Origin of the sequence: Bacteroides sp. GD17, from assembly GCF_038448625.1 — a bacterium.
Lineage (GTDB): Bacteria > Bacteroidota > Bacteroidia > Bacteroidales > Bacteroidaceae > Bacteroides.
Genome location: NZ_JBCEZS010000002.1, coordinates 521,459 through 545,384 on the forward strand (window position 1 = coordinate 521,459; position 23,926 = coordinate 545,384).

Genomic DNA, 23,926 nt, shown 5'->3' on the forward strand with positions numbered 1-23,926 from the left:
ACATAAAACAACTATTTCATTATGAAAAATCTGCATCTCCGCTCCACAGCGCTACTGCTGTTCGTACTGCTGTTTGTGTCCATCTCTGCATCTGCACAAACCGCCCTGCAAGAAAAACTGAGTAAGATTTCCGCCATCACGGAAACCAAACCGCTGGAATCGACCAAGTTTTCCGAAAAGTATGTAACCTACTTCACCCAACCGCTGGACCATCGCCATCCCGAGAAAGGCAGCTTCCGCCAGCGCGTCATCGTGGCTCATGCCGGCTTCGACCGTCCCACGCTCATCATAACCGAAGGCTACGGAGCCGCTTATGCCCTCCGCCCCGGATATTTCGAAGAGCTTTCCGAGATGCTCAACACTAACATCGTATTCGTGGAATACCGCTACTTCCTCGAATCGACTCCCGAACCCAAAGACTGGCAATACCTCACGGCCGAAAGCTCTGCCGACGACCTGCATGCCGTCATCACTGCTTTCAAGAGCATCTATCCCGGCAAGTGGATTGCAACAGGTATCAGCAAAGGCGGACAGACCACGCTGCTCTACCGCACCTTCTATCCGGACGATGTAGACATCTCCGTGCCCTATGTAGCCCCGCTGTGCTACGGCGTGGAAGACGGACGTCATGAGCCCTTCCTCCGCAAAGTATCTACTGCCGAAGACCGCAAAAAGATTGAAGATTTCCAACTGGAAGTTTTGAAACGGAAAGCCACGCTGCTGCCCCGCTTCGAGAAATATTGTACGGAGAATAACTATAAGTTCCGCGCCCCTATTGAAGAGATATACGATTATTGTGTGCTGGAATATTCCTTCGCCTTCTGGCAATGGTGCACTCCCATCAGCAACATCCCTGCCACATCGGCTTCGGACGACGACCTGCTAAAGCATCTGCTGGCTACAGCCGAACCGTCCTATTTCACTGCCAACAGTCCCGAAGAATCTTTCTTCGTACAGGCAGCCCGCGAACTGGGGTACTACGGTTACGACACGCGTCCTTTCAAAAAGTACCTCTCCATCAAGTCCAGCAAGGGTTATCTGCATCGCCTGATGCTGCCCAAAGAGTTGAAAGATATGCCTTTCGACAAAACGCTGAGCAAGAAAATCACGAAGTTCCTGAAAGAGAACGATCCTAAAATGATATTCATCTACGGCAGCAACGATCCGTGGACGGCAGCCGGAGTGACCTGGCTAAAAGGAAAGAAAAACATCCATGTGTTTATCCAGCCCGACGGCTGCCATCTGGCACGCATCAACACACTGCCTGAAGCTGAAAAGGCAGAAGTTATAGAGTTGATAAACAAGTGGTTGCAAGAATAAAAAAACGGATGGTCTGTTCAGGGTAAACAGATCATCCGTTTGATGCAAACAGACCATGCATTTGAGGCAAACAGACCATCTGTTCCGGCTCAACGCATGGTCTGTTTTTTTAGTCTATTATTTCAGCGTCTTCAATGTTGTCAATCGTCTTTGCAGAAGCTCCCGGTGTCTTGGGTCTGCGGCGCGTAAACTTGAACCAGTTCAGCAACTCCGAAGCGGCATACACCAAACTACTGATACCGATAATGATGAACGCCGTGGAGCGTACTCCCGTAGGGTTGAACAACGCAACCAGTCCGGCAATCAGAATCAGCACCGGAACCACATAGAAGCCTCCCGGCACCGGCATCCAGCGACGGGCTGCCGAAAGCGAGGCAATCTGCTGCACCCCTCCCATCACCAGGATGAATCCCAGCACAAACGTCAGCAAGTCGGCAAAGAAGCTGGGCATCACGATCAGCCACAAGCCGAACAACAAGCTTCCCACTCCTTCCACCGGGAAACGGCGGCGCACCTCGGCGCTCTGTGCAAAGTAGCCTATGATGCTGATGAGCGAAGGCACCAGGAAGATAACACCTATCGTAATGACAAAATAATCACCGGCCTGATCGGGAAACATCACCAGCACCAGTCCTATTACCAGCGCGCAGATGGCGCGCAAAAATGAATAACTTAATCCTTTCATGAGTCTGCTATTTTTTGCGAAGATACATTTTTATCTGAATAACTCCGCACGAAAGTCCCGGAAAATCAATTTACATTCAACCAGGCATTCAAATCTTCGGCCACCAAAAGCCAATATAGTAGGAGAAGTATTGCAATAATTACGCCTATGGCTACTAAATGTTTTCGTTTCATTGTTTATCCTTTCTTTTTTAAAGTAAATATTCGCTGTGTACATCGTTACAGAACAATATTTCAAGAAAATTGTTCTCATGAAGAAAAAAAGTAAGATTTGCTTTGGTGTTTCAAACAAAGTGCTTATATTTGCCCCCGTTAAAACAAAAAAAGACAATGAAAACAATGTTCATAAATACATATTGGTGGTGGCACCCGTTGATACTCCGACAGTCGTAGGGAGCAGTGCTCGTATGTATATATGTGATATATAATAGAAATAAGAAAGAGCCCTGTCGCAAACCTGCGACGGGGCTCTTTTCGTTTACAGAATATTCAATAATTAAATCATAGACAACATGAGTTTCTTAGTTGACAAAGAAGGCTATTACGGAGAATTCGGCGGGGCATACATCCCCGAGATCCTCCACAAGTGTGTAGAAGAATTGCAGAACACCTACCTCGACGTACTGCAAAGTGAAGACTTCAAGCGTGAATACGACCAACTACTGCGCGACTACGTAGGCCGTCCCTCTCCGCTCTACCTGGCCCGCCGGTTGTCCGAGAAGTATGGTTGCAAAATCTACCTCAAACGCGAGGACTTGAACCATACCGGCGCCCACAAAATCAACAACACCATCGGCCAAATCCTCCTGGCACGCCGCATGGGCAAGCAACGCATCATCGCCGAGACCGGTGCCGGACAGCACGGCGTAGCCACCGCCACCGTCTGCGCCCTGATGAACATGGAATGCATTGTCTACATGGGCAAGACGGACGTAGAGCGCCAGCACATCAATGTAGAGAAAATGAAGATGCTCGGAGCAACCGTCGTCCCCGTCACCAGCGGCAACATGACGCTGAAGGACGCTACCAACGAAGCCATCCGCGACTGGTGCTGTCATCCGTCGGATACCTATTATATAATAGGTTCTACGGTCGGCCCGCATCCCTACCCCGACATGGTAGCCCGCCTGCAATCGGTCATCAGCGAAGAAATCAAGAAGCAGCTCATGGAGCACGAAGGCCGCGACTGCCCCGATTATCTCATCGCTTGCGTAGGTGGAGGAAGCAATGCTGCCGGTACCATCTATCACTATATCGATGACAGCCGCGTACAGATCGTCCTCGCCGAAGCCGGCGGTAAAGGCATAGAGACAGGCATGACTGCCGCCACCATCGCCCTCGGCAAACTGGGCATCATCCACGGTTCCCGCACCTACGTCATCCAGAACGAAGACGGTCAGATAGAGGAACCTTACTCCATCTCCGCCGGACTGGATTACCCGGGCATCGGCCCCATGCACGCCAACCTTGCCGCACAGAAGCGCGCCCTCGTCCTCTCCGTCAACGATGACGAAGCCATCCGCGCCGCCTACGAACTGACCAAACTCGAAGGTATCATCCCTGCCCTGGAAAGTGCGCATGCCCTGGGAGCCCTGGAAAAGATGACGTTCCAACCGAGTGATGTGGTGGTACTGACGGTTTCAGGACGGGGAGACAAGGATATAGAAACTTATTTGAATTATAATGATAAATGATAATTTAGTGTCATGTGATAACAAGTGTATCTCAAACTCCTCCGCCTGAAAGGAGAGGAATTTGAGATACTCCGTAAATTCCCATTTATAGCCAAACAATAAAAACCATAATAACAATGAAACAATACCATTACCAAACCGTCAGCCGCACCGTACTCGGCGACCTGCACACCCCGGTGAGCACCTACCTGAAAGTACGCGACATCTTCCCCCAAAGCGCCCTCATGGAGAGTTCCGACTATCATGGCAGCGAGAACAACCGCTCCTTCATCGGCCTCTGCCCCGTGGCAAGTGTCAGCATCGACCACGGCATGGCCGTTTTCCGCCTGCCCGACGGAAGTCGTGAAGAGCGTCCCATCTCCGACGGAGGCAATAACGGCAGTAATGCCGAAGGCGAATACCGCGTAGAAAACGCCCTGCGGGATTTCCTCTCCCGCTTCCAAGTAGAAGGCGAATACAGCGACTACTGCGGCCTCTACGGCTACACCTCCTTCAACGCCGTGCGCTACTTCGAGAACATCCCCGTGAAGGACAGCCGCGAAGCCACCAACGACGCCCCGGATATGCTATACATATTATATAAGTATCTCATCGTCTTCAACGACTTCAAGAACGAAATGCTGCTGCTCGAAATGCTGCAAGACGGCGAGACCAGCGAACTGGACCAGGTGCAGAAAGCCATCCACAACCGCAACTACACCGCCTACGACTTCCGTGCCATCGGCGAAACCACCTCTCCCCTGACCGACGACGAGCACAAGGCCAACATCCGCCAAGGCATCGCCCACTGCATGCGTGGCGATGTCTTCCAGATCGTCCTTTCCCGCCGCTTCGAACAACGCTTCGTTGGCGATGATTTCAAACTCTACCGCGCCCTGCGCAGCATCAATCCTTCGCCCTATCTGTTCTACTTCGACTTCGGCGGCTTCCGCATCTTCGGCTCCTCGCCCGAGACGCACTGCCGCATCGAAGGCCGTCATGCCTACATCGACCCCATCGCCGGAACCACCAAGCGCACCGGCGATGCCAAGCAAGACGCCATCAACGCCCAGTACCTGCACGACGACCCGAAGGAGAACGCCGAACACGTCATGCTCGTAGACCTGGCCCGCAACGACCTGAGCCGCAACTGTCACGACGTAAAGGTGGACTTCTACAAGGACATGCAGTACTACAGTCACGTCATCCACCTCGTCAGTCGCGTCAGCGGTACGCTGAACGAAGAAGCCGACCCGATCAAGGCGTTCATCGACACCTTCCCCGCCGGAACGTTGAGCGGTGCCCCCAAAGTACGGGCCATGCAGCTCATCAGCGAACTGGAACCTCACAACCGCGGTGCCTACGGTGGTTGCATCGGCTTCATCGGTCTGAACGGATCGCTGAACCAAGCCATCACCATCCGCACCTTCGTCAGCCGCAACGGCGTGCTCTGGTTCCAGGCAGGAGGCGGCATCGTGGCAAAGAGCAACGATGAGTACGAGCTGCAGGAAGTGAACAATAAACTCGGCGCGCTGAAAAAGGCAATCGAAATGGCAGAGAAAATGTAAATTCATGTACAATTTACATTGTAAATAAAAAGATTAGATTATGATAAAGACTGTTATTATAGACAATTACGACTCCTTCACCTACAACTTGGCGCATTTGGTGAAAGAGCTTGGTGCAGCGGTAGAGGTGCTGCGCAACGACTGTTTCCGCCTCGAAGAGCTGGAACAATACGACAAAATCATCCTCTCGCCCGGTCCCGGCATTCCTGAGGAAGCGGGACTGTTGCTCGACGTTATCCGCACGTATGCCGGACGGAAGCCTATCCTCGGCGTCTGTCTGGGCGAACAAGCCATCGGGCAGGTCTTCGGAGGAACGCTTACTAATTTGAGCGATGTCTTCCACGGTGTGCAAACCCCGGTGCGGCTCGTAGAACCCGATTACATCTTCCGCGGACTGCCGGAAGAAATTCCCGTCGGCCGCTATCACTCCTGGGTAGTCGATGCCGCGAGTCTTCCCGAAGATCTGGTAGTGACAGCCATCAGCCCCGAAGGACAGATCATGGCGCTGAAGCACCGCAAGTTCGACGTCCACGGTATTCAGTTCCATCCCGAATCGGTGCTGACGCCGGACGGAAAGAAGATACTGAGTAACTGGTTATACGCCGTATGATCCCTCATAACTCATAACTTATAACTCATAACTAAAAAAGATGAAAACCATATTATCCCGTCTCTTCAACCACGAAGAGCTCACTTCGGAGGAAACCAAGCAAATCCTCCTCAACATCACCCGAGAGATGTACCCGGAAGCACAGATCGCTGCCTTGCTCACCGCCTTCCAGATGCGCGGCATCACTGTCGACGAACTGATAGGCTTCCGCGAAGCACTGATGGAGACACGCGTCCCGATAGACTTCAGCCCCTACCGCCCGATCGACATCGTGGGTACGGGTGGCGACGGCAAGAACACGTTCAATATCTCCACCTGCGCCTGTTTTGTTGTGGCAGGTGCCGGCTACAAGGTGGCCAAGCACGGCAACTATGGCGCTACTTCCGTCAGCGGAGCCAGCAACGTCATCGAGCAGCACGGTGTCCGCTTCACCAACGACGCGGACACGCTGAAGCGCAGCATGGAGGAGTGCAACATCGCTTACCTGCATGCGCAGTTGTTCAATCCGGCAATGAAGTTCGTCGGCCCCGTGCGCAAAGCGCTGGGTGTGCGCACGCTGTTCAATCTGTTGGGCCCGCTGGTGAATCCTTGCAAGCCTGCCTATCAGCTGCTGGGCGTGGCGGACCTCTCGCAGATGCGTCTCTACACCAACGTCTTCTACAAGCTCGGCATCGACTTCGCCGTAGTGAACAGTCTGGACAGTTACGATGAAATCTCGCTCACCGACGAGTTCAAAGTGATGACGCGCCACTACGAGCGCATCTACCGTCCGCAGGCGCTCGGCTTCAGCGATGCCCGTCCCGAAGAGCTTTTCGGCGGTGCATGCAAGGAAGATGCCGCCCGCATCTTCGACAATATCCTCCGCGGTCAGGCCACGGCAGCGCAGACGCAGTGCGTCATCGTCAACGCCGCCTTCGCCATCCAGATCATGGAGCCGCAGAAGGAGATTGAAGAGTGCATCTCCATTGCCCGCCAGTCGCTGGAAAGCGGACGGGCGATGGAGACGCTGAAAAAATTCATTGAGATTAATAATTAAATGATAATTTAGGGGCGGAGCGCCCCTAAATTATCATTTATAAAACCATAACATCATGAACGATATCTTATCCGAAATAATCGAAAATAAAAAAATCGAGATAGCCCTGCAAAAGCAGGCTATCTCCCCGGAGCAACTGCTGGAACAAGCAGACGCCCTTCTACAAGAAGACGCCTCTCCCCGCCGCAGCATGAAGCGTGCCCTTGCCGCTTCGCCCTCGGGCATCATCTCTGAGTTCAAGCGCCGTTCCCCCTCCAAAGGCTGGATCAACGAAACCGCCCAGGCCGACGTCATCCCCCCTGCCTACGAAGCTTCCGGTGCCGCCGCCCTCTCCATCCTCACCGACGAGAAATTCTTCGGCGGCACCCTGCGCGACATCCGCACCGCCCGCCCCCTCGTCCACATCCCCATCCTGCGCAAGGACTTCATCATCGACGTCTACCAACTGCTGCAGGCCCGCATCGTCGGCGCCGATGCCGTACTGCTCATCGCCGCCTGCCTCACGCCCGACGAATGCACCACCCTCACCGCCCAAGCCCACAAGCTCGGCCTGGAAGTGCTGCTCGAAATTCACAGTCCCGCCGAACTCTCCTATATTAATAAGGAGGTAGACATGGTCGGCGTCAACAACCGCAACCTCGGCTCTTTCGTCACCAACGTGGAGAACTCCTTCCGGATAGCCGAACAACTGCGCGAAGCCGTTCACGCCTCCACTTCTGAAGGCAGCGACAGTGACGCTCTCCCCCTTCTCGTTTCCGAAAGCGGCATCTCCCGTCCCGAAACCATCCGCCGCCTGCGTGCAGCCGGCTTCCGTGGCTTCCTCATCGGCGAAACGTTTATGAAGACCGGACAACCGGGCGAGGCGCTGAAAGAAATGAGGGAATCGGTGGAAGAATGAAAAATGGAGAATGAGAAATGAAAAGTTATTTGCAATTCACAATAATCGCCCCATGGATTTAATAACCAAAGTATGCGGCATGACCCGCGCCGACAACATCTTTAGCGTAGAGCAACTGGGCGTAGACATGATCGGCTTCATCTTCTACCCCAAGTCTCCACGCTGCCTGTGCCAGTTGCCCGAATACCTGCCCACCCGTGCCAAGCGCGTCGGCGTCTTCGTCAACGAAAGCAAGGAGAACATCTTCATGTATGCCGACCGTTTCGGCCTGGACTATATCCAGCTCCACGGCAACGAATCGCCCGACTACTGCCGTTCCCTGCATGCCGGCGGCCTGCATCTCATCAAGGCATTCTCCATCGCCTTGCCCAAAGACCTGCTCGCCACCTCCGCCTACAACGGACCGTGCGACTACTACCTTTTCGACACCAAGACCCCGCAGTACGGCGGCTCCGGCAACCAGTTCGACTGGAGCCTCCTGCACTGCTACAACGGCTCCACGCCTTTTCTGCTCAGCGGCGGCATCAATTCTTACAGTGCCCCGGCCATCAAAGAATTCCATCACCCCCGCTTTGCAGGCATCGACCTCAACAGCCGTTTTGAGTCTGCTCCGGGCATCAAGGACGTAGAGCGTATCGAGACCTTTCTAAAAGAAATAATAAATTTAAAATCATAAATCTTATGTTGAACCGCATTAACCAACTTTTCCAGGACAGCCCCAAGAACCTGCTGTCCATCTACTTCTGCGCCGGCTGTCCCACCCTCGACGGTACTGCCGACGTCATCCGCACCCTCGAACGCAACGGCGTGCAAATGATCGAAATCGGCATCCCGTTCAGCGACCCCATGGCCGACGGCATCGTCATCCAGAATGCTGCCACCCGTGCCCTGCGCAACGGCATGTCCCTCCGCCTTCTCTTCGAACAGCTGCGAGACATCCGCCGCGACGTCCGCATCCCCCTCATCCTTATGGGCTACCTCAACCCCATCATGAAGTTCGGCTTCGAGGCCTTCTGCCAAAAATGTGCTGAGTGTGGCATCGATGGCGTCATCATCCCCGACCTCCCCTTCCGCGATTATGAAGCCAGCTACAAGGCAATCGCCCTGAAGTACGACATCCGCGTCATCATGCTCATCACCCCCGAAACCAGCGAGGCCCGCGTCCGCGAAATCGATGCCCACACCGATGGTTTCATCTACATGGTGTCCAGCGCTGCCACCACCGGTGCGCAGAAAGACTTCGACGACGCCAAGCAATCCTACTTCAAGAAGGTAGAAGCCCTGCAACTGCGCAATCCCCGCATGGTGGGCTTCGGCATCAGCAACAAGCAGACCTTCGATGCCGCCTGCGCCCACTCCTCCGGTTCCATCATCGGCAGCCGCTTCGTCACCCTGCTCAATGAGGCGGAAGGCGATGCGGAGAAGGCTATTACGCAGTTGAAGGAGGACTTGAAAAAATAAAGTATATTCAAATTTCATACGATATATTTTTATTCATAAAAAATAAGAAGTATCTTTGATTTTGTTTTTGCCAAAATTGGAAATAACATCTTAAAAAATTAATATTATGGTTGCTTTGATAGGAATGTGTATAATCGCTGTGCCTGCAATTATATTTTGGATATATACAGAATCATCAGCAGGCAAGAAATGGATAAAAACTTTATAGTATATGTAGAAACAACAGAGACAGGCTCATTATGAACTTGTCTCTGTTGTTTCTACATATATTATATTTTTTGTATCTTTGTGCCCGAAAAAGAACTCCAATATGATGTTTATGAAAGTCGATTGCCCTTCCGTACTCCTGATTTACACAGGCGGAACTATCGGAATGATAGAAAACCCTGAGACCGGTGCCCTTGAGAACTTCAACTTCGACCACCTGCTCAAGCATGTCCCCGAGCTGAAGCGCTTCAACTACCGCATCTCTTCCTACCAGTTCGATCCCCCCATCGACTCTTCCGATATGGAGCCCTCCCTTTGGGCAAAGATTGTCAAAATAATCAACTATAACTACGACTACTTCGACGGCTTTGTCATCCTGCACGGCACCGACACTATGTCCTACACCGCCTCTGCCCTCAGCTTCATGCTCGAGAACCTCTCCAAACCCGTCATCCTCACCGGCTCGCAGCTCCCCATCGGCACCCTGCGTACCGACGGCAAGGAAAATCTCATCACCGCCATCGAAATAGCTGCCGCCAAAAATCCCGACGGCACCCCGGTAGTCCCCGAAGTATGCATCTTCTTCGAGAACGAACTCATGCGCGGCAACCGCACCACCAAGATCAACGCCGAAAACTTCAACGCTTTTCGTTCTTTCAATTACCCTGCACTGGCAAAAGCCGGCATCCACATCCGCTACAGCGACCACCGCATCCGCCGTCCGGACCCGTCGCGCCCCATGAAGCCGCATTACCTCTTCGACACCAACGTCGTAGTGCTCACCCTCTTTCCCGGCATCCAAGAAACCATCATCGACTCCGTGCTCCACGTCCCCGGACTGAAAGCCGTCGTCCTCAAAACCTTTGGTTCCGGCAATGCCCCCCAGAAAGAATGGTTCATCCGTCAGCTGAAAGATGCCAGCGAACGTGGCATTGTCATTGTCAACATTACACAATGTCAAAGCGGCGCCGTAGAGATGGAGCGATACGAAACCGGTCTGCAACTTCTTCAGGCGGGCGTCATCAGCGGCTACGACAGCACCCCCGAGTGCGCTGTCACCAAACTCATGTTCCTTCTCGGCCACGGACTGAGCCAGGCTGAAATCCGCTATCGCATGAACTCTGACTTAGCAGGAGAAATTACCAAACGGCAATCCTGAAAACCAAGCCATTATTTGACGATTCTAAATACAAACTTGATTTATCTACCCATACTCAAATCTTAAATAGAGTTAACGTGTGTGCATTTATCCCCCCTTAATAAGGCATATTAGCTTAATTAAGCGTATTTTTGCTTGTAATCAAACAAAACATATATTGAATATGGAAAAAAATATCATAAATAAGAGCCTGCTTCTGCATACAAAAGTGAAAACAACTTACCCCAATAACGAAACAATTTATTAACATTAACATAGCAAATAAACAAGCGGACATAAGCAATGAAAAAGATATTATTTGTAGATGACAAACCTGCCATAGGCAAGGTACTCTCGGTATATTTAGGTCAGGAAAATGAGCTGATATATTTTGAAAACCCCGTTCAGGCCATCAACTGGCTGAATGAAGGTAATGAACCTGCTCTGATCATCTCTGATATTCGCATGCCTCAGATGTCGGGCAGTGAATTTCTGGCATATCTGAAGGAGAATGCACTTTTCAAAGACATTCCGGTTGTTATGCTTTCCAGTGAAGAAAGTTCCACCGAACGCATCCGCCTTCTCGAAGCCGGAGCCGAAGACTACATTCTGAAGCCGTTCAATCCGATGGAATTGAAAGCCCGTATTAAAAAGTTCCTCTAATACCTACTTATATATGGATATGCTATATTACATTTATATTGGAAACAATCGATCCATAATCAACCACTTGACCAAAGTGGTAGGAGGTATGTTCATGGCAGTTTCCTCTTGCAACAAAGCTGCAAAAGTCATCGACGGTATCCGCGACCGATATAACACATCCATACTTTACGAACAAAACAACCCGGAAAAAGACAGTAAAGACATCACTTTCCTGCACAAACGCTTTCCGCGCGTCTATATAATCCTTGTTACCGAAAAGCTGCAAAGCGAATACCGCAAACTTTACCTGCAGGCAGGTGTCAACAACACGTTGCCCCCGATGGCGAATGAAGAGAGCGTCCAGCAAATGATAAAATTCCTCATGTTACGCAAAGAGCATAAGCTGCAAGAGTTCAGCCAGACACACCGCAAATTACTCAACACCTTCCACTTGCCTACGTGGAAACGTGTATTTGATATTCTTTTTGCCCTTGCAGTGTTAATCATACTATCTCCGCTGCTTATCGCCACGGCAATAGCCATCCGCATGGAAAGCAAGGGAAAAATCATCTACAAGTCACAACGTGTAGGAAGCAATTACAAAATATTCAATTTCTTGAAATTCCGCTCCATGTACACCAATGCGGACAAGCGTTTGAAAGAGTTGAATGCCCTCAACCAATACAAGATGGAGGAAGTGCTTACGGACGACCAACCCGAAATCCGTTTCGACGATCTTATCGGTACTCCCGAAGAAGAAGCTTCCTTATTCATTTCAGACGATTGCATCATTTCCGAAGAGGATCTTATAAAGAAGAAAGCGCAAGACAAACAGAATACGTTTGTCAAGATAGAGAATGACCCTCGCGTAACCCGCGTAGGCCGTTTCATCCGCAAGTACAGTATTGACGAACTTCCGCAATTGTTCAACGTTTTAAAAGGGGATATGAGTATTGTCGGCAACCGTCCCCTCCCCCTTTACGAAGCCGAACTGCTCACCAGCGACACCTACATCGAACGCTTCATGGCTCCCGCCGGACTGACCGGATTGTGGCAGGTTGAGAAGCGCGGTGGTGCTGGTAAGATGTCTGCCGAAGAACGGAAGCAACTGGATATAAAATATGCCCGCGAGTTTTCTTTCTGGTTGGATATGAAAATTTTGCTTAAAACGGTGACAGCGTTTGTGCAAAAAGAGAATGTATAATTGAAATAGTAGAAACTATATTAGTTTTAAAGATGATAAGAAGATATACTAAATTTATAGTTTACAGTGTAATCCTCTTGGGGTTGCTGGGAGTTCCGTTTTCTGTATCTGCGCAAGAAGATATGACAAGGGAGGAACGTATCAAAGCGTTGGAAAAATTAAAAATGGAAGATGAAGCATGGGAACAAAATACTACCATACAAGTATCGAGTGAAGCGCCTATGAATCTTGAAGAATTGAAACTCCCTCCCCTGTCTGTATTTTTAGATGCTGTAGTAGAAAATGCCACCATAAAACGGGCACAGTCACAAGTGGAACAAACCAAAAATGAATATCGTCTACAAAAAAGAGATTGGTGGAATTACTTAAGGGTTAATGGAATGTACTCATACGGTCGATACAATGTGCTTAGTAATGCTAGTGATGAATTTACTCCTATGTATCAAACAACGATGTCAAGTGCCCAGCATAACTTTAATGTAGGAGCAAGCGTTACAGTTCCAGTAGGCGATCTTGTAAACAGAAAATTAAAGTTGAAAAAATACCAATATAGTATTGAGCAACAACAATACGTTCAGGAAGAAATGATGGAAGAACGCCGTTTAAGAGTATTAGAAGCATACAATGCTGTGACCGAGCAATTATCAACAATCCGAGCCAAGGCTGAAAGTGCTGCAATGTATAATGCGCAGATGAAAATATCAGAAAATGATTTCATTCAAGGTTTAATTGACCTTAAAACACTTTCATTAGAGCGTGCACGCCGAACCGGAGCCGTAACAAATTATGAACAAAGTCGCGTAGCCCTGCATAATTCTATCGTTTTATTGGAGATGTTGACCAGTGTAAAAATTATAAAAGAATAACAAGACAATGGATATAGCTTTATTCATAACACAATTTTTCTATCGCATCCGATATTGGTTGCTGTGGGGAAGTCTATTGGTCGTAGGACTCGTTATATATTTCACACAATTCCTACCTTATAGTTACACTGTAGAAAGTAGTCTTTACGCAGGTGTAACCAATGAGGTTTCTATTGACGGTAGTACTGTCAGCGGAACTATGGTAAACGGAACTTTTGATAACCTGATTAATATTGCTAAATCGCAAGGAACTTTATCAAAAGTATCTGTCCGTTTGTTGGCTAATGCATTAACTTATGGAGAAGAATGGAACGATAATCATTTCATCCAAGCAAAGCACTATCGCTTATTGCTACAAGAAACTCCTAAAGAAGTTTTGGCATTAGTTGACCGCAAAAGTGTGGAAAAAACAACTGAGAATTTATTCAAATACCGAAATGAGAACAGCAATAATTTTGTGTATGCCAAATTTAACCGCCCAGGACAATTTTATAGTGCCCAAGCATTAGATGAAATTATTGTAGAACGCGCTGGTGTCAGTGACATTATCAACCTAACCTATACTTCTGCAGATCCTGGTATGACTCAGCAAACACTCATTATTTTGATTGATGAACTCTCCAAAGCTTATGAGGTCCTTCGTTTTAAATCAACAAATGATGTCATCAAATATTTTGAAGAACAAGTACGACTTGCCAAAATACGCCTAAACGAAGAAGAAGAAGCCTTGATGCAATATTGTGTACAAGAGAGAGTGATCAATTATAATGAAGAAACAGAAGCTTTGTCGGCTACACGCTATGCTGTAGACGACCGTTTAGAGTTAGCAATGCGCGAATATGAAGGTGCAGTAGCTTTGCGTAAAATGTTGGATGAAAAGATGGATATCCGTAGCCAGATTATCCGCAATAACACAAATTTGCTACAACAGCTTGATAAAATCAGCAAGTTAAACCAGAGTATTATGGAAGATGAGATATTTATATCCGACAATATCTCCAATAGTTCAGAAGAGTTACGACAAAAGAAAGAAGCGTTGAAAAAAGCAGAAAACAATGTCAGTCACATATCAGATAACTTAAACGAGTTCAATTTCTCCAAAGAAGGAGTCGGCATTCAAGATATGGTATCTGAATGGTTGAAGGCACTCATCAATGAGGCTAAAGCCAATGCAGAACTTAAAGTCTTGAAAAATCGGCAGCAAGATATCTTTGACCAATACAGCCATATGTCTCCTGTAGGTACACAAGTAACCCGTAAGGAACGTGCTATTGGCATTGCCGAAGATAATTACCGTACACAGCTAAAAGGTTTGGCAGATGCAAATCTCCGTTTAAAAAACATTGAGATGAATACCAGCAATCTGCAAGACATCACACACCCCGAATACCCATTGAATGATAATGGTCGCAAACGTTTTATATATATTCTTGTTGCTTTCTTAGGAAGTATTGTATTTATTACTACCTATTTTCTGATCATAGAATTATTGGATCGTACCTTGCGTGATCCAATCCGCAGCAAGCGTCTGACCGGACTATCAACTATTGCAGCATTCAACGGTGTCAGCAATCTGAAATTCCGTGGATTCCTGAAAGCTTGTAATCGACTCGCAGCAGCTTATAGTTGTCGTCAGTTAAATCGCTATATTACCCCTGACCATCCAGCTGTATTCAGTTTGTTCAGTATGGAGCCTGGCGAAGGAAAGAGTTATCTAAGCAAATACTTCGCAAATTACTGGGAAGAACAAGGTCTGAATGTACGTATCGTAAAAGCAGGAGTTGATTTTGAGGCAGATTCTGTCAGCTACATTGAAGCACAGCAATTATCTGATTTTTGGATTCCTAATGATGCAGAAAAACATCCGGATGTAATCTTAGTGGAGTACCCTGCTATCAGTCAAGCTTCCCTCCCCTTACCCGTATTACAGCAAGCAGATGCAAACTTATTGATTGCTAATGCTTATCGTTTATGGGGTAGTAGCGATACTACGACATTTGCCCCTATCAAAGAGGCAATAGGAAGTACTCCACTATATCTCTACTTAAATAATGCTGACCGTGAAGTAGTTGAATCATTTACAGGAGAGTTGCCACCCCATACACCAATGCACTCTTTCACCAACCGTTTAATGCAATTGGGATTGACTTCAAAGCCTGCAGCGGTAAAATAAGAACAAGTATAAGATATGACGAGAGTATTAAAAAATATAGGCATCAATCCGGCATCATCAGGCATTATTTATGCATTGTTGATTGTAGGATTATTGTCTATGGTCTATAGTCTCATCATGCAACAGTGGTATTTTTTTATAGGAACTGTATTTTGCCCTTTGGTACTTATTACCCTGCTTTATGCAGTAAAGAAGCCAATGTTTAGTTATTTCTTATTCGGAGCAATAACATGCTATTTTTCAGCCATTTATCGATATCTTGGCATTCAAGGTTTAAGTATCATAATGGATATTTTGGTTGCTTTCTGTTTATTTTCCATCATCATGAACCAAATAGTCAACCATGAAAGTTATCCATTGAAAAAGGGATTTAACCTACTTACAATTTTCCAATTCATTTGGGTTAGCTATTGCTTTCTTATATTAATCACTCCCTATGCTACTTTACAAAACTTTATAGAAGATCGTGGATTATATTTCACGTTACCATTGACTTATATTCTTTCAGGAATGCTACTCTGTGACTCCAAACTGCTGAAAAATACGATCTTATTATTTGGCTTTTATGTACTAATGGCAGCATTCAAAGCTTATTGGCAGAAACGCAGAGGATTTGATAGTACAGAAATAAAATTCCTGTTAGAAGACGGAGGATACAGTACACATGTATTAAGAACTGGTATGCGCTATTTCTCATTTTTTACTGATGCCGGCAATTTTGGTGCTTGTATGGGGCTTTTCACTATTGCATTTGGGATTATAGCCACTGCTGCCAAAAAGCCAATATTCAAGATTTTCAGTCTTGGTGTAGCAGTTGCAGCATTTGGCGGCATGATGTTATCAGGTACACGTGGTGCCATGATAGTTCCTTTGGCTGGTCTAGCTCTATACCTCCTACTCAGCAAAAATTTTACTCGAATAATTGTAGCAGCGATCGTAGGTGCATCCATTTTTAGCTTTTTTTATTTTACTGATATCGGTGATGATAATGTTTTTATCAAACGTATGCGTACAGCATTCCGCCCCAATAAAGATGCCTCTTTTAGCGTAAGACTTGAAAACCAAAAACGATTTGCTTATTATTTAGCAGACAAACCCTTCGGAATGGGGGTAGGAGGTAAAGTCGTAGATGTTCGAAAACTAAGAACTGTAGACGAAGAATTCATCGCTACGGATTCATTTTTTGTTGGGGTTTGGGTAGAAGGAGGTATTGTAGGTCTCTGTTTATATATCAGTATGCTAGTTCTCCTTTTATTACGTTGCTGCTATCTCCTTATGTTCAAGATACGAAATAAACAACTCCGCCAAATACTTGTGGCACTATTGTGTGCCGTTTTTGGGGTTTGGGTGAACGGTTATGTGGGACGATGCATGGAGTTTCAACCAGGTATGTTCACAATTGCAGTATTCCTCTCTTTTGTTCTGAATGGCCAAAGTATAGATAGGAAATTAGGAAAAGATGAAATAATAATTTAAAAAACAAAAAAACGAATAAGAATATGAATGAGTTTTTCCAAATATTCAGTCCGGATTGGTGGATGAATGAAAACAACAATGCGTTGCAGATGACTGACGCTATCTTATTTTTATTATTGCTCATCCCTGTCGCATACTTATTTATCTATGCGGTTGCCTCCTTGCGAAAATACAAGAACCCCTATCCACCATCCAAAAAGCAACATCATTTCCTAGTGCTTTTCGTTGTATTGAAAAATGGACAAGAGGTTATTGAATCCATCAACCATTTTTTAGATACTCAACAATATCCTCGTGATAAATATGATATTGTTGTGGCAGCTACCCAACTCTCCGAAGAAGATTTAGCCACACTACTGCAAATGCCGATTAGCATTATCATTCCAGACAAAGAAGTTTGTACAAAAATATATGCCATACAGCAAGTCATGCAACGATATTCCAACAACGAATACGATGCCATAACAATATTCAACTCAGACAATAAAGTCGTTCCTAATGCGTTGAATCTTTTCAACAATGCTTATTATTCTGGTTGCGATGCTATTCAAGCACATCGTATGACTGAGAATCTTGATACCAATATTGCAGTACTAAATGCTACAAGTGAAGAAATCAACAATCATTTATTCCGCAAAGCACACACAAATTTAGGTTTTTCTTCTGCTCTTATTGGCTCAGGAATGATGTTTGACTTTGAGATGTTCCACCGTATTGCTCCTCGTTTGTCAGGAAGCGATTTCACCAAAGCTATGGAAATGGAATTACTCAAAGAGAATGTATATACAGAATATATGGAAGAAGTTATCTGTTATTGTAAGAAAACAGCTGATGCTGCCGGATATAGCAAGGAACGCCAACGCTGGTTAAGTTCCCAATATCGTAGTACATTACTAGCTTTTGTAAAGTTTCCGATTGCCTTTTTACAAGGCAAATGGGACCTTTGCGAAAAATTATTTCAATGGATGATGCCTTCCCGTTTTCTGCTCATCGCCTATATCATTGTATGTGCAGTGATAATGACTTTTTTGAACTGGCCGCTTAGCATAAAATGGTACGGATTGCTGATTGCACTGTTTGTATCTTTCCTTATTGCTATGCCTGATGGAGAAATCAATCGCCATTTCCGTAAAGCATTCTGGTCGTTGCCAGTTCTTATATTTACATCTGCCTTCAGCCATATCGCTCGCATATTCAGAAAAAAGAAAAAACAAAAAATATAGGAAAGGAACGGCATGAAAATTGGGATTGAGGCACAACGGATCTTCCGCATTGATAAACACGGAATGGATTTCGTAATTCTTGAGGTGTTGCGAAATCTGCAAAACTGCGAAGACGGTAATGAAAATGAATATGTAGTCTTTGTAGCTCCAGGAGAAGATGTTTGTTTAAAAAACAGTCCACGGATGCAGATTGTAGAGCTCTGTTGTCCCTCTTACCCTCTTTGGGAACAATGGGCACTGCCGAAGGCCATACGTAAGTACGGTGTAGAATTATTGCATTGTACTTCAAATACTGCTCCACTACACTGCCCTGTTCCTCTTATTCTAACATTGCATGATATCATATATCTGAACACAAAAAAAGGAAAGGGGATGTCCGCCTACCAACAATTAGGATGGTACTATCGCCGTTGGAATGTTCCCCGCGTTCTTAAACAATGCCGTCACATCATTACAGTGTCCGAAACAGAACGAACCAATATTTTAAATCGCTTTCCAGAAATAGCAGACCACTTGAGTGTAGTGCATAATGGCTACAGTGAATGTTACCGTCTTTTACCTACAAAAGAAGCATATGCCATCACCAGCAAATATCTGCCCGATGAACACTATTTACTTTTCTTAGGGAATACCGATCCACGTAAAAATACAGAAGGAGTTTTGCTCGCCTATAAGAAATATCTGAACGAGTCTAAAAAACCGCTACGGTTAGTGATAACAGGCCTAAAAAAGGAATATGTAGAAGACATGCTAATAAAGTTGGGAATTGAGATTTGTACTTCTAATCTCGTTTACACAGGCTATGTTCCTGGCAGTGATCTGCCTTCCCTTTACAATAATGCATTCGCCTTTCTCTATCCTTCACTATTAGAAGGTTTTGGGATTCCTGTTTTAGAAGCCATGGCATGCGGCGTTCCCGTCATTACAAGCAATTGTTCTTCCTTGCCTGAAGTTGCGGGTGAAGGTGGAATACTTGTTAACCCCCAACTACCGCAGGAAATAGCAGAAGCTATTCTGCAACTGGAGAAAAACGAAGATTTGCGTAGACATCAAAGAGACTATGGGTTGAACAGAGCAAAACTATTTTCTTGGCAGTATACAACTAAGCAATACCTAAAGATTTATACTAAAATGCAGAAAGTATGAAAATAACCTATTTAGGATATGCTTTTGGAAAATCAGTCAGACGCCATCAAGAAGGGAACTACCCTTCTCATTTTTTGTATGGCTTTGTGGAATTAGCTAAAAAAGGAGAAAATGTCAATTATGAATTAATTCCATCTGGCATGATAGCTGCTCTTACTTTCACTATACGGTTAATAAAAGACAAATCGGACATCATCATTATACCTTATGTATACGAAGGTCCTCTATCATTGTTGACTTTCTTAAAGAAATTCAAACTAATAAAAGCATCGATAATAGCAATTTCCCATAAGAGTTTAAAAAGAGAGCGTAGCTACGCGAAAAGGATATTATATAAATGGCTATATCAATCATTTGACAAAATATTATTCCACTCTCCATTAAATATGCAGGAAAGCCAAAAGCTACATTGGGTGGATTCTTCTAAAATGGAAATAATTCATTGGGGAGTCGATATAGATTTTTACAAAAAGATATACTCAAAAGAAGCAGTCGGGTTTGTTTCCACTGGCCGAGAAAATCGGGATTTTAATACTTTAATAGCAGCTTTCTCTAAAACAAATTATCCTTTGAAGATCTACACAAACAAGGTTAATTATGAAAATGATTATACATTCCTCAAACAGTATATAGATAAATATCCCAATATACATATCTGTTTAGTAGAGAATACCAAAGAAGCAGCATTGACAGCTATGAAAATGGTTGCTAGTTCATTCTGTGTTGCTATTCCTGTATATTCTAATTCTATATATTATTGTGTTGGACATACATCTATTGTTGAAGCATTAGCATTGGGAAAACCGATTATTGCTACCCGGAATCCTTATCATCCTATAGATATTGAAAAGGAAGAAATTGGAATATTGGTAGAAGCGGAAGATATATTTGCATGGATTGATGCTATTACATATTTAATCCAACATGAGGACGAAGCCATGCAAATGGGAAAAAGAGCCCAAAAATTAGCAGAAGAAGTCTATAACATAAATCATTTTTCAGAAGAACTATATGGAATTTGTTGTTCTTTAGCAAGAATGTCAGCCTTAGGAAAACACTAAAAAATCAAAGCAACTTCTTATTTGCACAACCGGAAATAAACATTATCTTTGCTAAAAAAGTTCCTTATGGCAGATTTCATCATTACCAGTTTACAATCATGGGATATCGGGATAGGCAGCACCATTAAGAACACTGCACTAGAAATTTCCAAAAAAGACAGGGTATTTTACATCAATACCCCTTCTACATTTCCGAATTGGCTTCATTCCCCTATGCGAAAAAACGACCTATTTGTAAATGCTAATTTCCAAGTAATTTATTGTAATTTTCCTGCACTCCCTGCTAACAGTATGCCTTCCAAATGTTTATTCGATATAGTCAACTATTATAATAACTATCGGATAGCTCTCACCATAAAAACAGCTATACAACGCTACAAAATTCAAGATTTTATCTTACTCATTGACACTGATCTTTTCCGCAGCCGATATCTGAAACAGTTACTACACCCTGCCATATCCGTTTATTATCGTAGAGACTATGTAATAGGTGTAAACTATTGGCAAAAATATGGTCCCGTATGCGAGCAATTCATTGTTAAAGAATCTGATATTGTCCTTACCAATTCCAGTTATTTCACAGAAGAGCTAAGACCTTTTAATCACAACATTCATACCACCAATACGGGAGTCAACCTCCAGTTGTACGATGCCAGTATGGTACATGATGTTCCAAAGGATCTTGAGTCCATCCCTGCTCCACGTATCGGATATACGGGTGCTATTATACAAAGCCGACTGGACGCAGAACTTCTATATACTATTATCCAACAACTGCCACAATACAGTTTTGTCTTTGTAGGCCCTGAAGATGAATATTTTGCTCACCATCCGCTGCATACACTAAGAAATGTATATTTCACTGGTAAGAAGGTGGTTGCCGAACTCCCTGCATATATACAGCATTTCAATATCTGCATCAATCCCCAGTTGGTAAATCCCATTACTGAGGGAAATTATCCATTGAAAATAGATGAATATTTGGCCATGGGAAAACCCGTGGTATCTACAAGCACACACACCATGAGAGATGTATTTGCCCAATATGTTCATCTCGCAACTGATACAAACAGCTATTTATGTGCTATACAGGAAGCTCTGAATGAAATCAATGATAATAACCTGAAAGCTGAACGCATAGCATTTGCTCACACCCATAGTTGGGCACATAGTGTAGAAAAAATATATGCAGCAATTGAGGAATTTCAAAGAAATACAAAAAACAAATGCCATGAAGCTATCAAAAATAAAAGAAAAGATTAATGGATCTCCTTATTGGAAATCTCGCCTCCACTATTTGATGTTCTGCAATGCCCGTCCTCGCTGGTGGGTAAAGCATATACTTAATCCGTTCATATTCCACCATGGTAAAGGAGCTGTCATCAGGAGACAGACAGTTATGAACGTATCTCCCATCAATCAATTCCGACTAGGCAAAGGCAGCACAATAGAAGAATATTCATTGGTGGATAATGGAGTTGGCGATGTCATCATCGGTAATCAAACCCGAATCGGACTGCGTTCTACTATTATTGGTCCTGTACAAATAGGTAATCATGTTATACTGGCACAGAATGTTGTAGTTTCGGGATTAAACCACCGTTATGAAGATACAGAGCATCCCATACACAAACAAGGAGTAGACACTTCCGCCATTCTCATAGGCGACGACTCTTGGATTGGCGCTAATTCGGTAATTACAGCAGGTATCAGCATTGGGAAACATGTCATTGTTGGCGCCGGTAGTGTCGTCACAAAAGACATTCCCGATTATTGTGTTGTTGTAGGCAATCCTGCCAAGATTATAAAAAGACTGGATGTAGAATCAAAAAAATGGATAGCTGTAAGATAATTGTGTACATAAAGTGTGAGGCATTGTAACCATATTTATTACCTTTGCCACCGTTTTTTAATTTATCATAATCATGTTAAAAAACTAGCTTTATCCCTCCGCAACGGAGATGAAAATGCAGTAGACATCGAAATTGATGCTACACACAGAAAGAATCCATTATTGGATGAGTTGGAAATCATTGCAGAAGCCATCACTTTCTTGCTGAAAGACAAAAAAGACTTCACAAGCAGTGAAAAACGGAAGCTGTCGCACGTGCGCAACATGACGAGACATCACAAATCGTCTAATGACTAAAACAACTGTCCAACAAATGTTTACAGAAGACAGTAGCCATAATCGCCTAAACAAAAGGTCTCCTCCCCCAAATAAAAGCGAAAAAAATTATCATTTTCTCCAATGTAGGCTTCAGCCCACAAAAAGATTAGCAAAACGGCATTATACGCATTCCCTCGAGGGGGAACTATGCATAAAAGCCTACAAATCTGCACTTGTGCAGTCCGAACTATATCCCTAACTTTGCATCATAAAACAAGAGAAAACGCTACGAAAACCGCCGTCGCAATTAGTTGTGCCCCCGCTACCGCAAGACCTTCTCCTTTAAAAATATATCATACAAATGGAGAGTAACAATGTAATGAAAAACATTATCAAAATGTCACTATTCATGCCCCCTATCTCACCGATAAAGGACAAAGCAACCGGAAAAACCCTGAAAAGCGCCACAATGACTCCACTGCGAACAGTGGAACTGGGCGAAGTATACAAACTGATCACTTCCAATGAAAAGCTCGCCGCACTAACCCTCGAAGTACGAAACGCCTCATTACAAGGCGACATAGAAACCTACCGCCGCCTGAAGCAGCAAACACTTCCCTACGTGACACCCTGCGGAGTTTTCACCCGTCGACGAAGCGACTGCCTCGCAGAATCATCCGGACTGGTAGTAGTAGACATCGACCATCTCGATTCTTCCAAAGAAGCAGAAATCTTACGACAAGAATTATTCGATGATCCCTATTTGCACCCTGCACTGGCATTCATCAGTCCCAGCGGGTTAGGAGTGAAAGCCTTCATTCCTTACCCCTCCGGTCAAGGCACCTCCGAAGGATTCCGCTGGGCCATGAACTACGTACATTGTATGTACGATGCAGACCACCAGCAACCCGGGAAAGGAGTAGATACGTCAGGAAAAGATCCGGTACGGTCCTGCTTTCTATGTCACGACCCAGGGGCACTATTTAGGGAATGAAAAATGAAAACGAGAATTACAACTTTAATTTACAACAACCAATGGAACCATTATCATCATTACACCTTCTGACCGAAGCCGTCAGGAGTGCAGGAGCCGACATTGCTCCCACTTATCAAGAGTATATACAACTGACCTTTGCCATCGCCAACGACTGCGGTGAAGCAGGCCGTTCTGATTTCCTGGCCTTATGCAGCCTCTCACCAAAGTACGACTCAAAGGCAGCCGACAAACTATTCAGCAACGCACTGAAGACCGGCCGAAACGACGTGCACATAGGCACTGTCTTCAATCTGGCCGATCTCTGCGGCGTGAAAATCCAACCCGAAAACTCATCCGCAGTTGGTACACTTGGTACACAAGGTTCACCCGGTTCTTCCGCCTCACACACACGCGCACGCGAGGAAGACGAGGTACCGGACAGCGCACCGCG

24 protein-coding genes are annotated in these 23,926 nt (G+C 45.4%); 23 read left to right on the forward strand and 1 reads right to left on the reverse strand.

The window, feature by feature from the left end; translation table 11 throughout:
• Nucleotides 1-21: 21 nt before the first annotated feature.
• Nucleotides 22-1,320: a S28 family serine protease gene (locus AAE250_RS05375; RefSeq protein ID WP_294598817.1), complete on the forward strand. Its 1,299-nt coding sequence runs from the start codon at nucleotides 22-24 to the stop codon at nucleotides 1,318-1,320.
• 109 nt (nucleotides 1,321-1,429) lie between these two features.
• Here the strand turns inward: AAE250_RS05375 and AAE250_RS05380 are convergent, their stop codons facing one another.
• Nucleotides 1,430-2,005: an HdeD family acid-resistance protein gene (locus AAE250_RS05380; RefSeq protein ID WP_294598814.1), complete on the reverse strand. Its 576-nt coding sequence runs from the start codon at nucleotides 2,003-2,005 to the stop codon at nucleotides 1,430-1,432.
• A 250-nt stretch (nucleotides 2,006-2,255) separates the two neighbouring features.
• Between AAE250_RS05380 and AAE250_RS05385 the strand changes: the two genes are divergently transcribed.
• The 22 genes from AAE250_RS05385 to AAE250_RS05490 all read left to right on the forward strand — a co-directional run.
• On the forward strand, nucleotides 2,256-2,432 hold the full coding sequence (locus AAE250_RS05385; RefSeq protein ID WP_294598811.1) for a hypothetical protein: 177 nt from the start codon (nucleotides 2,256-2,258) through the stop codon (nucleotides 2,430-2,432).
• Between the two features lie 84 nt (nucleotides 2,433-2,516).
• Entirely contained in the window at nucleotides 2,517-3,698 is a 1,182-nt protein-coding gene (gene trpB, locus AAE250_RS05390) for a tryptophan synthase subunit beta (protein ID WP_294598808.1), read from the forward strand.
• Between the two features lie 116 nt (nucleotides 3,699-3,814).
• Complete coding sequence (locus tag AAE250_RS05395; RefSeq protein WP_294598806.1) at nucleotides 3,815-5,245, forward strand: anthranilate synthase component I family protein; 1,431 nt, start codon at nucleotides 3,815-3,817, stop codon at nucleotides 5,243-5,245.
• A gap of 43 nt (nucleotides 5,246-5,288) precedes the next feature.
• Nucleotides 5,289-5,855, forward strand: coding sequence for an anthranilate synthase component II (locus AAE250_RS05400; RefSeq protein ID WP_294599100.1), 567 nt, complete (start codon nucleotides 5,289-5,291; stop codon nucleotides 5,853-5,855).
• 40 nt (nucleotides 5,856-5,895) lie between these two features.
• Complete coding sequence (trpD, locus tag AAE250_RS05405) at nucleotides 5,896-6,891, forward strand: anthranilate phosphoribosyltransferase (protein WP_294598804.1); 996 nt, start codon at nucleotides 5,896-5,898, stop codon at nucleotides 6,889-6,891.
• 55 nt (nucleotides 6,892-6,946) lie between these two features.
• Nucleotides 6,947-7,789: an indole-3-glycerol phosphate synthase TrpC gene (gene trpC, locus AAE250_RS05410; RefSeq protein ID WP_294598802.1), complete on the forward strand. Its 843-nt coding sequence runs from the start codon at nucleotides 6,947-6,949 to the stop codon at nucleotides 7,787-7,789.
• Nucleotides 7,790-7,841: 52 nt separating this feature from the next.
• Nucleotides 7,842-8,465, forward strand: a complete 624-nt coding sequence (locus AAE250_RS05415; RefSeq protein WP_294598799.1) for a phosphoribosylanthranilate isomerase — start codon at nucleotides 7,842-7,844, stop codon at nucleotides 8,463-8,465.
• 5 nt (nucleotides 8,466-8,470) lie between these two features.
• Nucleotides 8,471-9,250, forward strand: coding sequence for a tryptophan synthase subunit alpha (gene trpA, locus AAE250_RS05420; RefSeq protein WP_294598797.1), 780 nt, complete (start codon nucleotides 8,471-8,473; stop codon nucleotides 9,248-9,250).
• Nucleotides 9,251-9,569: 319 nt separating this feature from the next.
• Nucleotides 9,570-10,616, forward strand: a complete 1,047-nt coding sequence (locus AAE250_RS05425; protein ID WP_294599097.1) for an asparaginase — start codon at nucleotides 9,570-9,572, stop codon at nucleotides 10,614-10,616.
• A 282-nt stretch (nucleotides 10,617-10,898) separates the two neighbouring features.
• Entirely contained in the window at nucleotides 10,899-11,258 is a 360-nt protein-coding gene (locus tag AAE250_RS05430) for a response regulator (protein ID WP_294598794.1), read from the forward strand.
• A gap of 19 nt (nucleotides 11,259-11,277) precedes the next feature.
• Nucleotides 11,278-12,444: a sugar transferase gene (locus AAE250_RS05435; RefSeq protein WP_294599094.1), complete on the forward strand. Its 1,167-nt coding sequence runs from the start codon at nucleotides 11,278-11,280 to the stop codon at nucleotides 12,442-12,444.
• Between the two features lie 32 nt (nucleotides 12,445-12,476).
• Nucleotides 12,477-13,310, forward strand: a complete 834-nt coding sequence (locus AAE250_RS05440; RefSeq protein ID WP_294598791.1) for a TolC family protein — start codon at nucleotides 12,477-12,479, stop codon at nucleotides 13,308-13,310.
• Nucleotides 13,311-13,317: 7 nt separating this feature from the next.
• Nucleotides 13,318-15,483: a hypothetical protein gene (locus tag AAE250_RS05445; RefSeq protein ID WP_294598788.1), complete on the forward strand. Its 2,166-nt coding sequence runs from the start codon at nucleotides 13,318-13,320 to the stop codon at nucleotides 15,481-15,483.
• Nucleotides 15,484-15,498: 15 nt separating this feature from the next.
• Nucleotides 15,499-16,959, forward strand: a complete 1,461-nt coding sequence (locus tag AAE250_RS05450) for an O-antigen ligase family protein (protein WP_294598785.1) — start codon at nucleotides 15,499-15,501, stop codon at nucleotides 16,957-16,959.
• Between the two features lie 23 nt (nucleotides 16,960-16,982).
• Nucleotides 16,983-18,182 carry a glycosyltransferase family 2 protein gene (locus tag AAE250_RS05455; protein WP_294598783.1) on the forward strand — a complete coding sequence of 400 codons (1,200 nt, stop codon included), beginning with the start codon at nucleotides 16,983-16,985 and terminating at the stop codon, nucleotides 18,180-18,182.
• Between the two features lie 12 nt (nucleotides 18,183-18,194).
• Nucleotides 18,195-19,328, forward strand: a complete 1,134-nt coding sequence (locus AAE250_RS05460; protein ID WP_294598780.1) for a glycosyltransferase family 4 protein — start codon at nucleotides 18,195-18,197, stop codon at nucleotides 19,326-19,328.
• Nucleotides 19,325-20,389 carry a glycosyltransferase family 4 protein gene (locus AAE250_RS05465; protein ID WP_294598778.1) on the forward strand — a complete coding sequence of 355 codons (1,065 nt, stop codon included), beginning with the start codon at nucleotides 19,325-19,327 and terminating at the stop codon, nucleotides 20,387-20,389. The genes AAE250_RS05460 and AAE250_RS05465 overlap by 4 nt, the downstream gene beginning before the upstream one ends.
• A gap of 66 nt (nucleotides 20,390-20,455) precedes the next feature.
• A complete protein-coding gene (locus AAE250_RS05470; RefSeq protein WP_294598776.1) occupies nucleotides 20,456-21,652 on the forward strand; it encodes a glycosyltransferase in 1,197 nt (398 codons plus the stop codon).
• Nucleotides 21,621-22,241: an acyltransferase gene (locus AAE250_RS05475; RefSeq protein WP_294598774.1), complete on the forward strand. Its 621-nt coding sequence runs from the start codon at nucleotides 21,621-21,623 to the stop codon at nucleotides 22,239-22,241. The genes AAE250_RS05470 and AAE250_RS05475 overlap by 32 nt, the downstream gene beginning before the upstream one ends.
• A gap of 162 nt (nucleotides 22,242-22,403) precedes the next feature.
• Nucleotides 22,404-22,538 carry a hypothetical protein gene (locus tag AAE250_RS05480; RefSeq protein WP_294598771.1) on the forward strand — a complete coding sequence of 45 codons (135 nt, stop codon included), beginning with the start codon at nucleotides 22,404-22,406 and terminating at the stop codon, nucleotides 22,536-22,538.
• 340 nt (nucleotides 22,539-22,878) lie between these two features.
• On the forward strand, nucleotides 22,879-23,493 hold the full coding sequence (locus AAE250_RS05485; protein WP_294599091.1) for a BT4734/BF3469 family protein: 615 nt from the start codon (nucleotides 22,879-22,881) through the stop codon (nucleotides 23,491-23,493).
• Nucleotides 23,494-23,534: 41 nt separating this feature from the next.
• The coding region (locus AAE250_RS05490) for a PriCT-2 domain-containing protein (RefSeq protein ID WP_342288747.1) at nucleotides 23,535-23,926 on the forward strand (392 nt) is incomplete at its 3' end.

Excerpts from the sequence above, each read along its gene's own strand:
- trpC (WP_294598802.1), top strand. The coding sequence starts at position 6,947 with ATGAACGATATCTTATCCGAAATAATCGAAAATAAAAAAATCGAGATA.
- trpD (WP_294598804.1), top strand. The coding sequence starts at position 5,896 with ATGAAAACCATATTATCCCGTCTCTTCAACCACGAAGAGCTCACTTCG.
- AAE250_RS05465 (WP_294598778.1), top strand. The coding sequence starts at position 19,325 with ATGAAAATAACCTATTTAGGATATGCTTTTGGAAAATCAGTCAGACGC.
- AAE250_RS05485 (WP_294599091.1), top strand. The coding sequence starts at position 22,879 with ATGAAAAACATTATCAAAATGTCACTATTCATGCCCCCTATCTCACCG.
- AAE250_RS05475 (WP_294598774.1), top strand. The coding sequence starts at position 21,621 with ATGAAGCTATCAAAAATAAAAGAAAAGATTAATGGATCTCCTTATTGG.
- AAE250_RS05435 (WP_294599094.1), top strand. The coding sequence starts at position 11,278 with ATGCTATATTACATTTATATTGGAAACAATCGATCCATAATCAACCAC.
- AAE250_RS05385 (WP_294598811.1), top strand. The coding sequence starts at position 2,256 with ATGAAGAAAAAAAGTAAGATTTGCTTTGGTGTTTCAAACAAAGTGCTT.
- AAE250_RS05415 (WP_294598799.1), top strand. The coding sequence starts at position 7,842 with ATGGATTTAATAACCAAAGTATGCGGCATGACCCGCGCCGACAACATC.
- AAE250_RS05460 (WP_294598780.1), top strand. The coding sequence starts at position 18,195 with ATGAAAATTGGGATTGAGGCACAACGGATCTTCCGCATTGATAAACAC.
- AAE250_RS05470 (WP_294598776.1), top strand. The coding sequence starts at position 20,456 with ATGGCAGATTTCATCATTACCAGTTTACAATCATGGGATATCGGGATA.
- AAE250_RS05450 (WP_294598785.1), top strand. The coding sequence starts at position 15,499 with ATGACGAGAGTATTAAAAAATATAGGCATCAATCCGGCATCATCAGGC.
- trpB (WP_294598808.1), top strand. The coding sequence starts at position 2,517 with ATGAGTTTCTTAGTTGACAAAGAAGGCTATTACGGAGAATTCGGCGGG.
- AAE250_RS05440 (WP_294598791.1), top strand. The coding sequence starts at position 12,477 with ATGATAAGAAGATATACTAAATTTATAGTTTACAGTGTAATCCTCTTG.
- trpA (WP_294598797.1), top strand. The coding sequence starts at position 8,471 with ATGTTGAACCGCATTAACCAACTTTTCCAGGACAGCCCCAAGAACCTG.
- AAE250_RS05375 (WP_294598817.1), top strand. The coding sequence starts at position 22 with ATGAAAAATCTGCATCTCCGCTCCACAGCGCTACTGCTGTTCGTACTG.
- AAE250_RS05395 (WP_294598806.1), top strand. The coding sequence starts at position 3,815 with ATGAAACAATACCATTACCAAACCGTCAGCCGCACCGTACTCGGCGAC.
- AAE250_RS05445 (WP_294598788.1), top strand. The coding sequence starts at position 13,318 with ATGGATATAGCTTTATTCATAACACAATTTTTCTATCGCATCCGATAT.
- AAE250_RS05425 (WP_294599097.1), top strand. The coding sequence starts at position 9,570 with ATGAAAGTCGATTGCCCTTCCGTACTCCTGATTTACACAGGCGGAACT.
- AAE250_RS05455 (WP_294598783.1), top strand. The coding sequence starts at position 16,983 with ATGAATGAGTTTTTCCAAATATTCAGTCCGGATTGGTGGATGAATGAA.
- AAE250_RS05380 (WP_294598814.1), bottom strand. The coding sequence starts at position 2,005 with ATGAAAGGATTAAGTTATTCATTTTTGCGCGCCATCTGCGCGCTGGTA.
- AAE250_RS05430 (WP_294598794.1), top strand. The coding sequence starts at position 10,899 with ATGAAAAAGATATTATTTGTAGATGACAAACCTGCCATAGGCAAGGTA.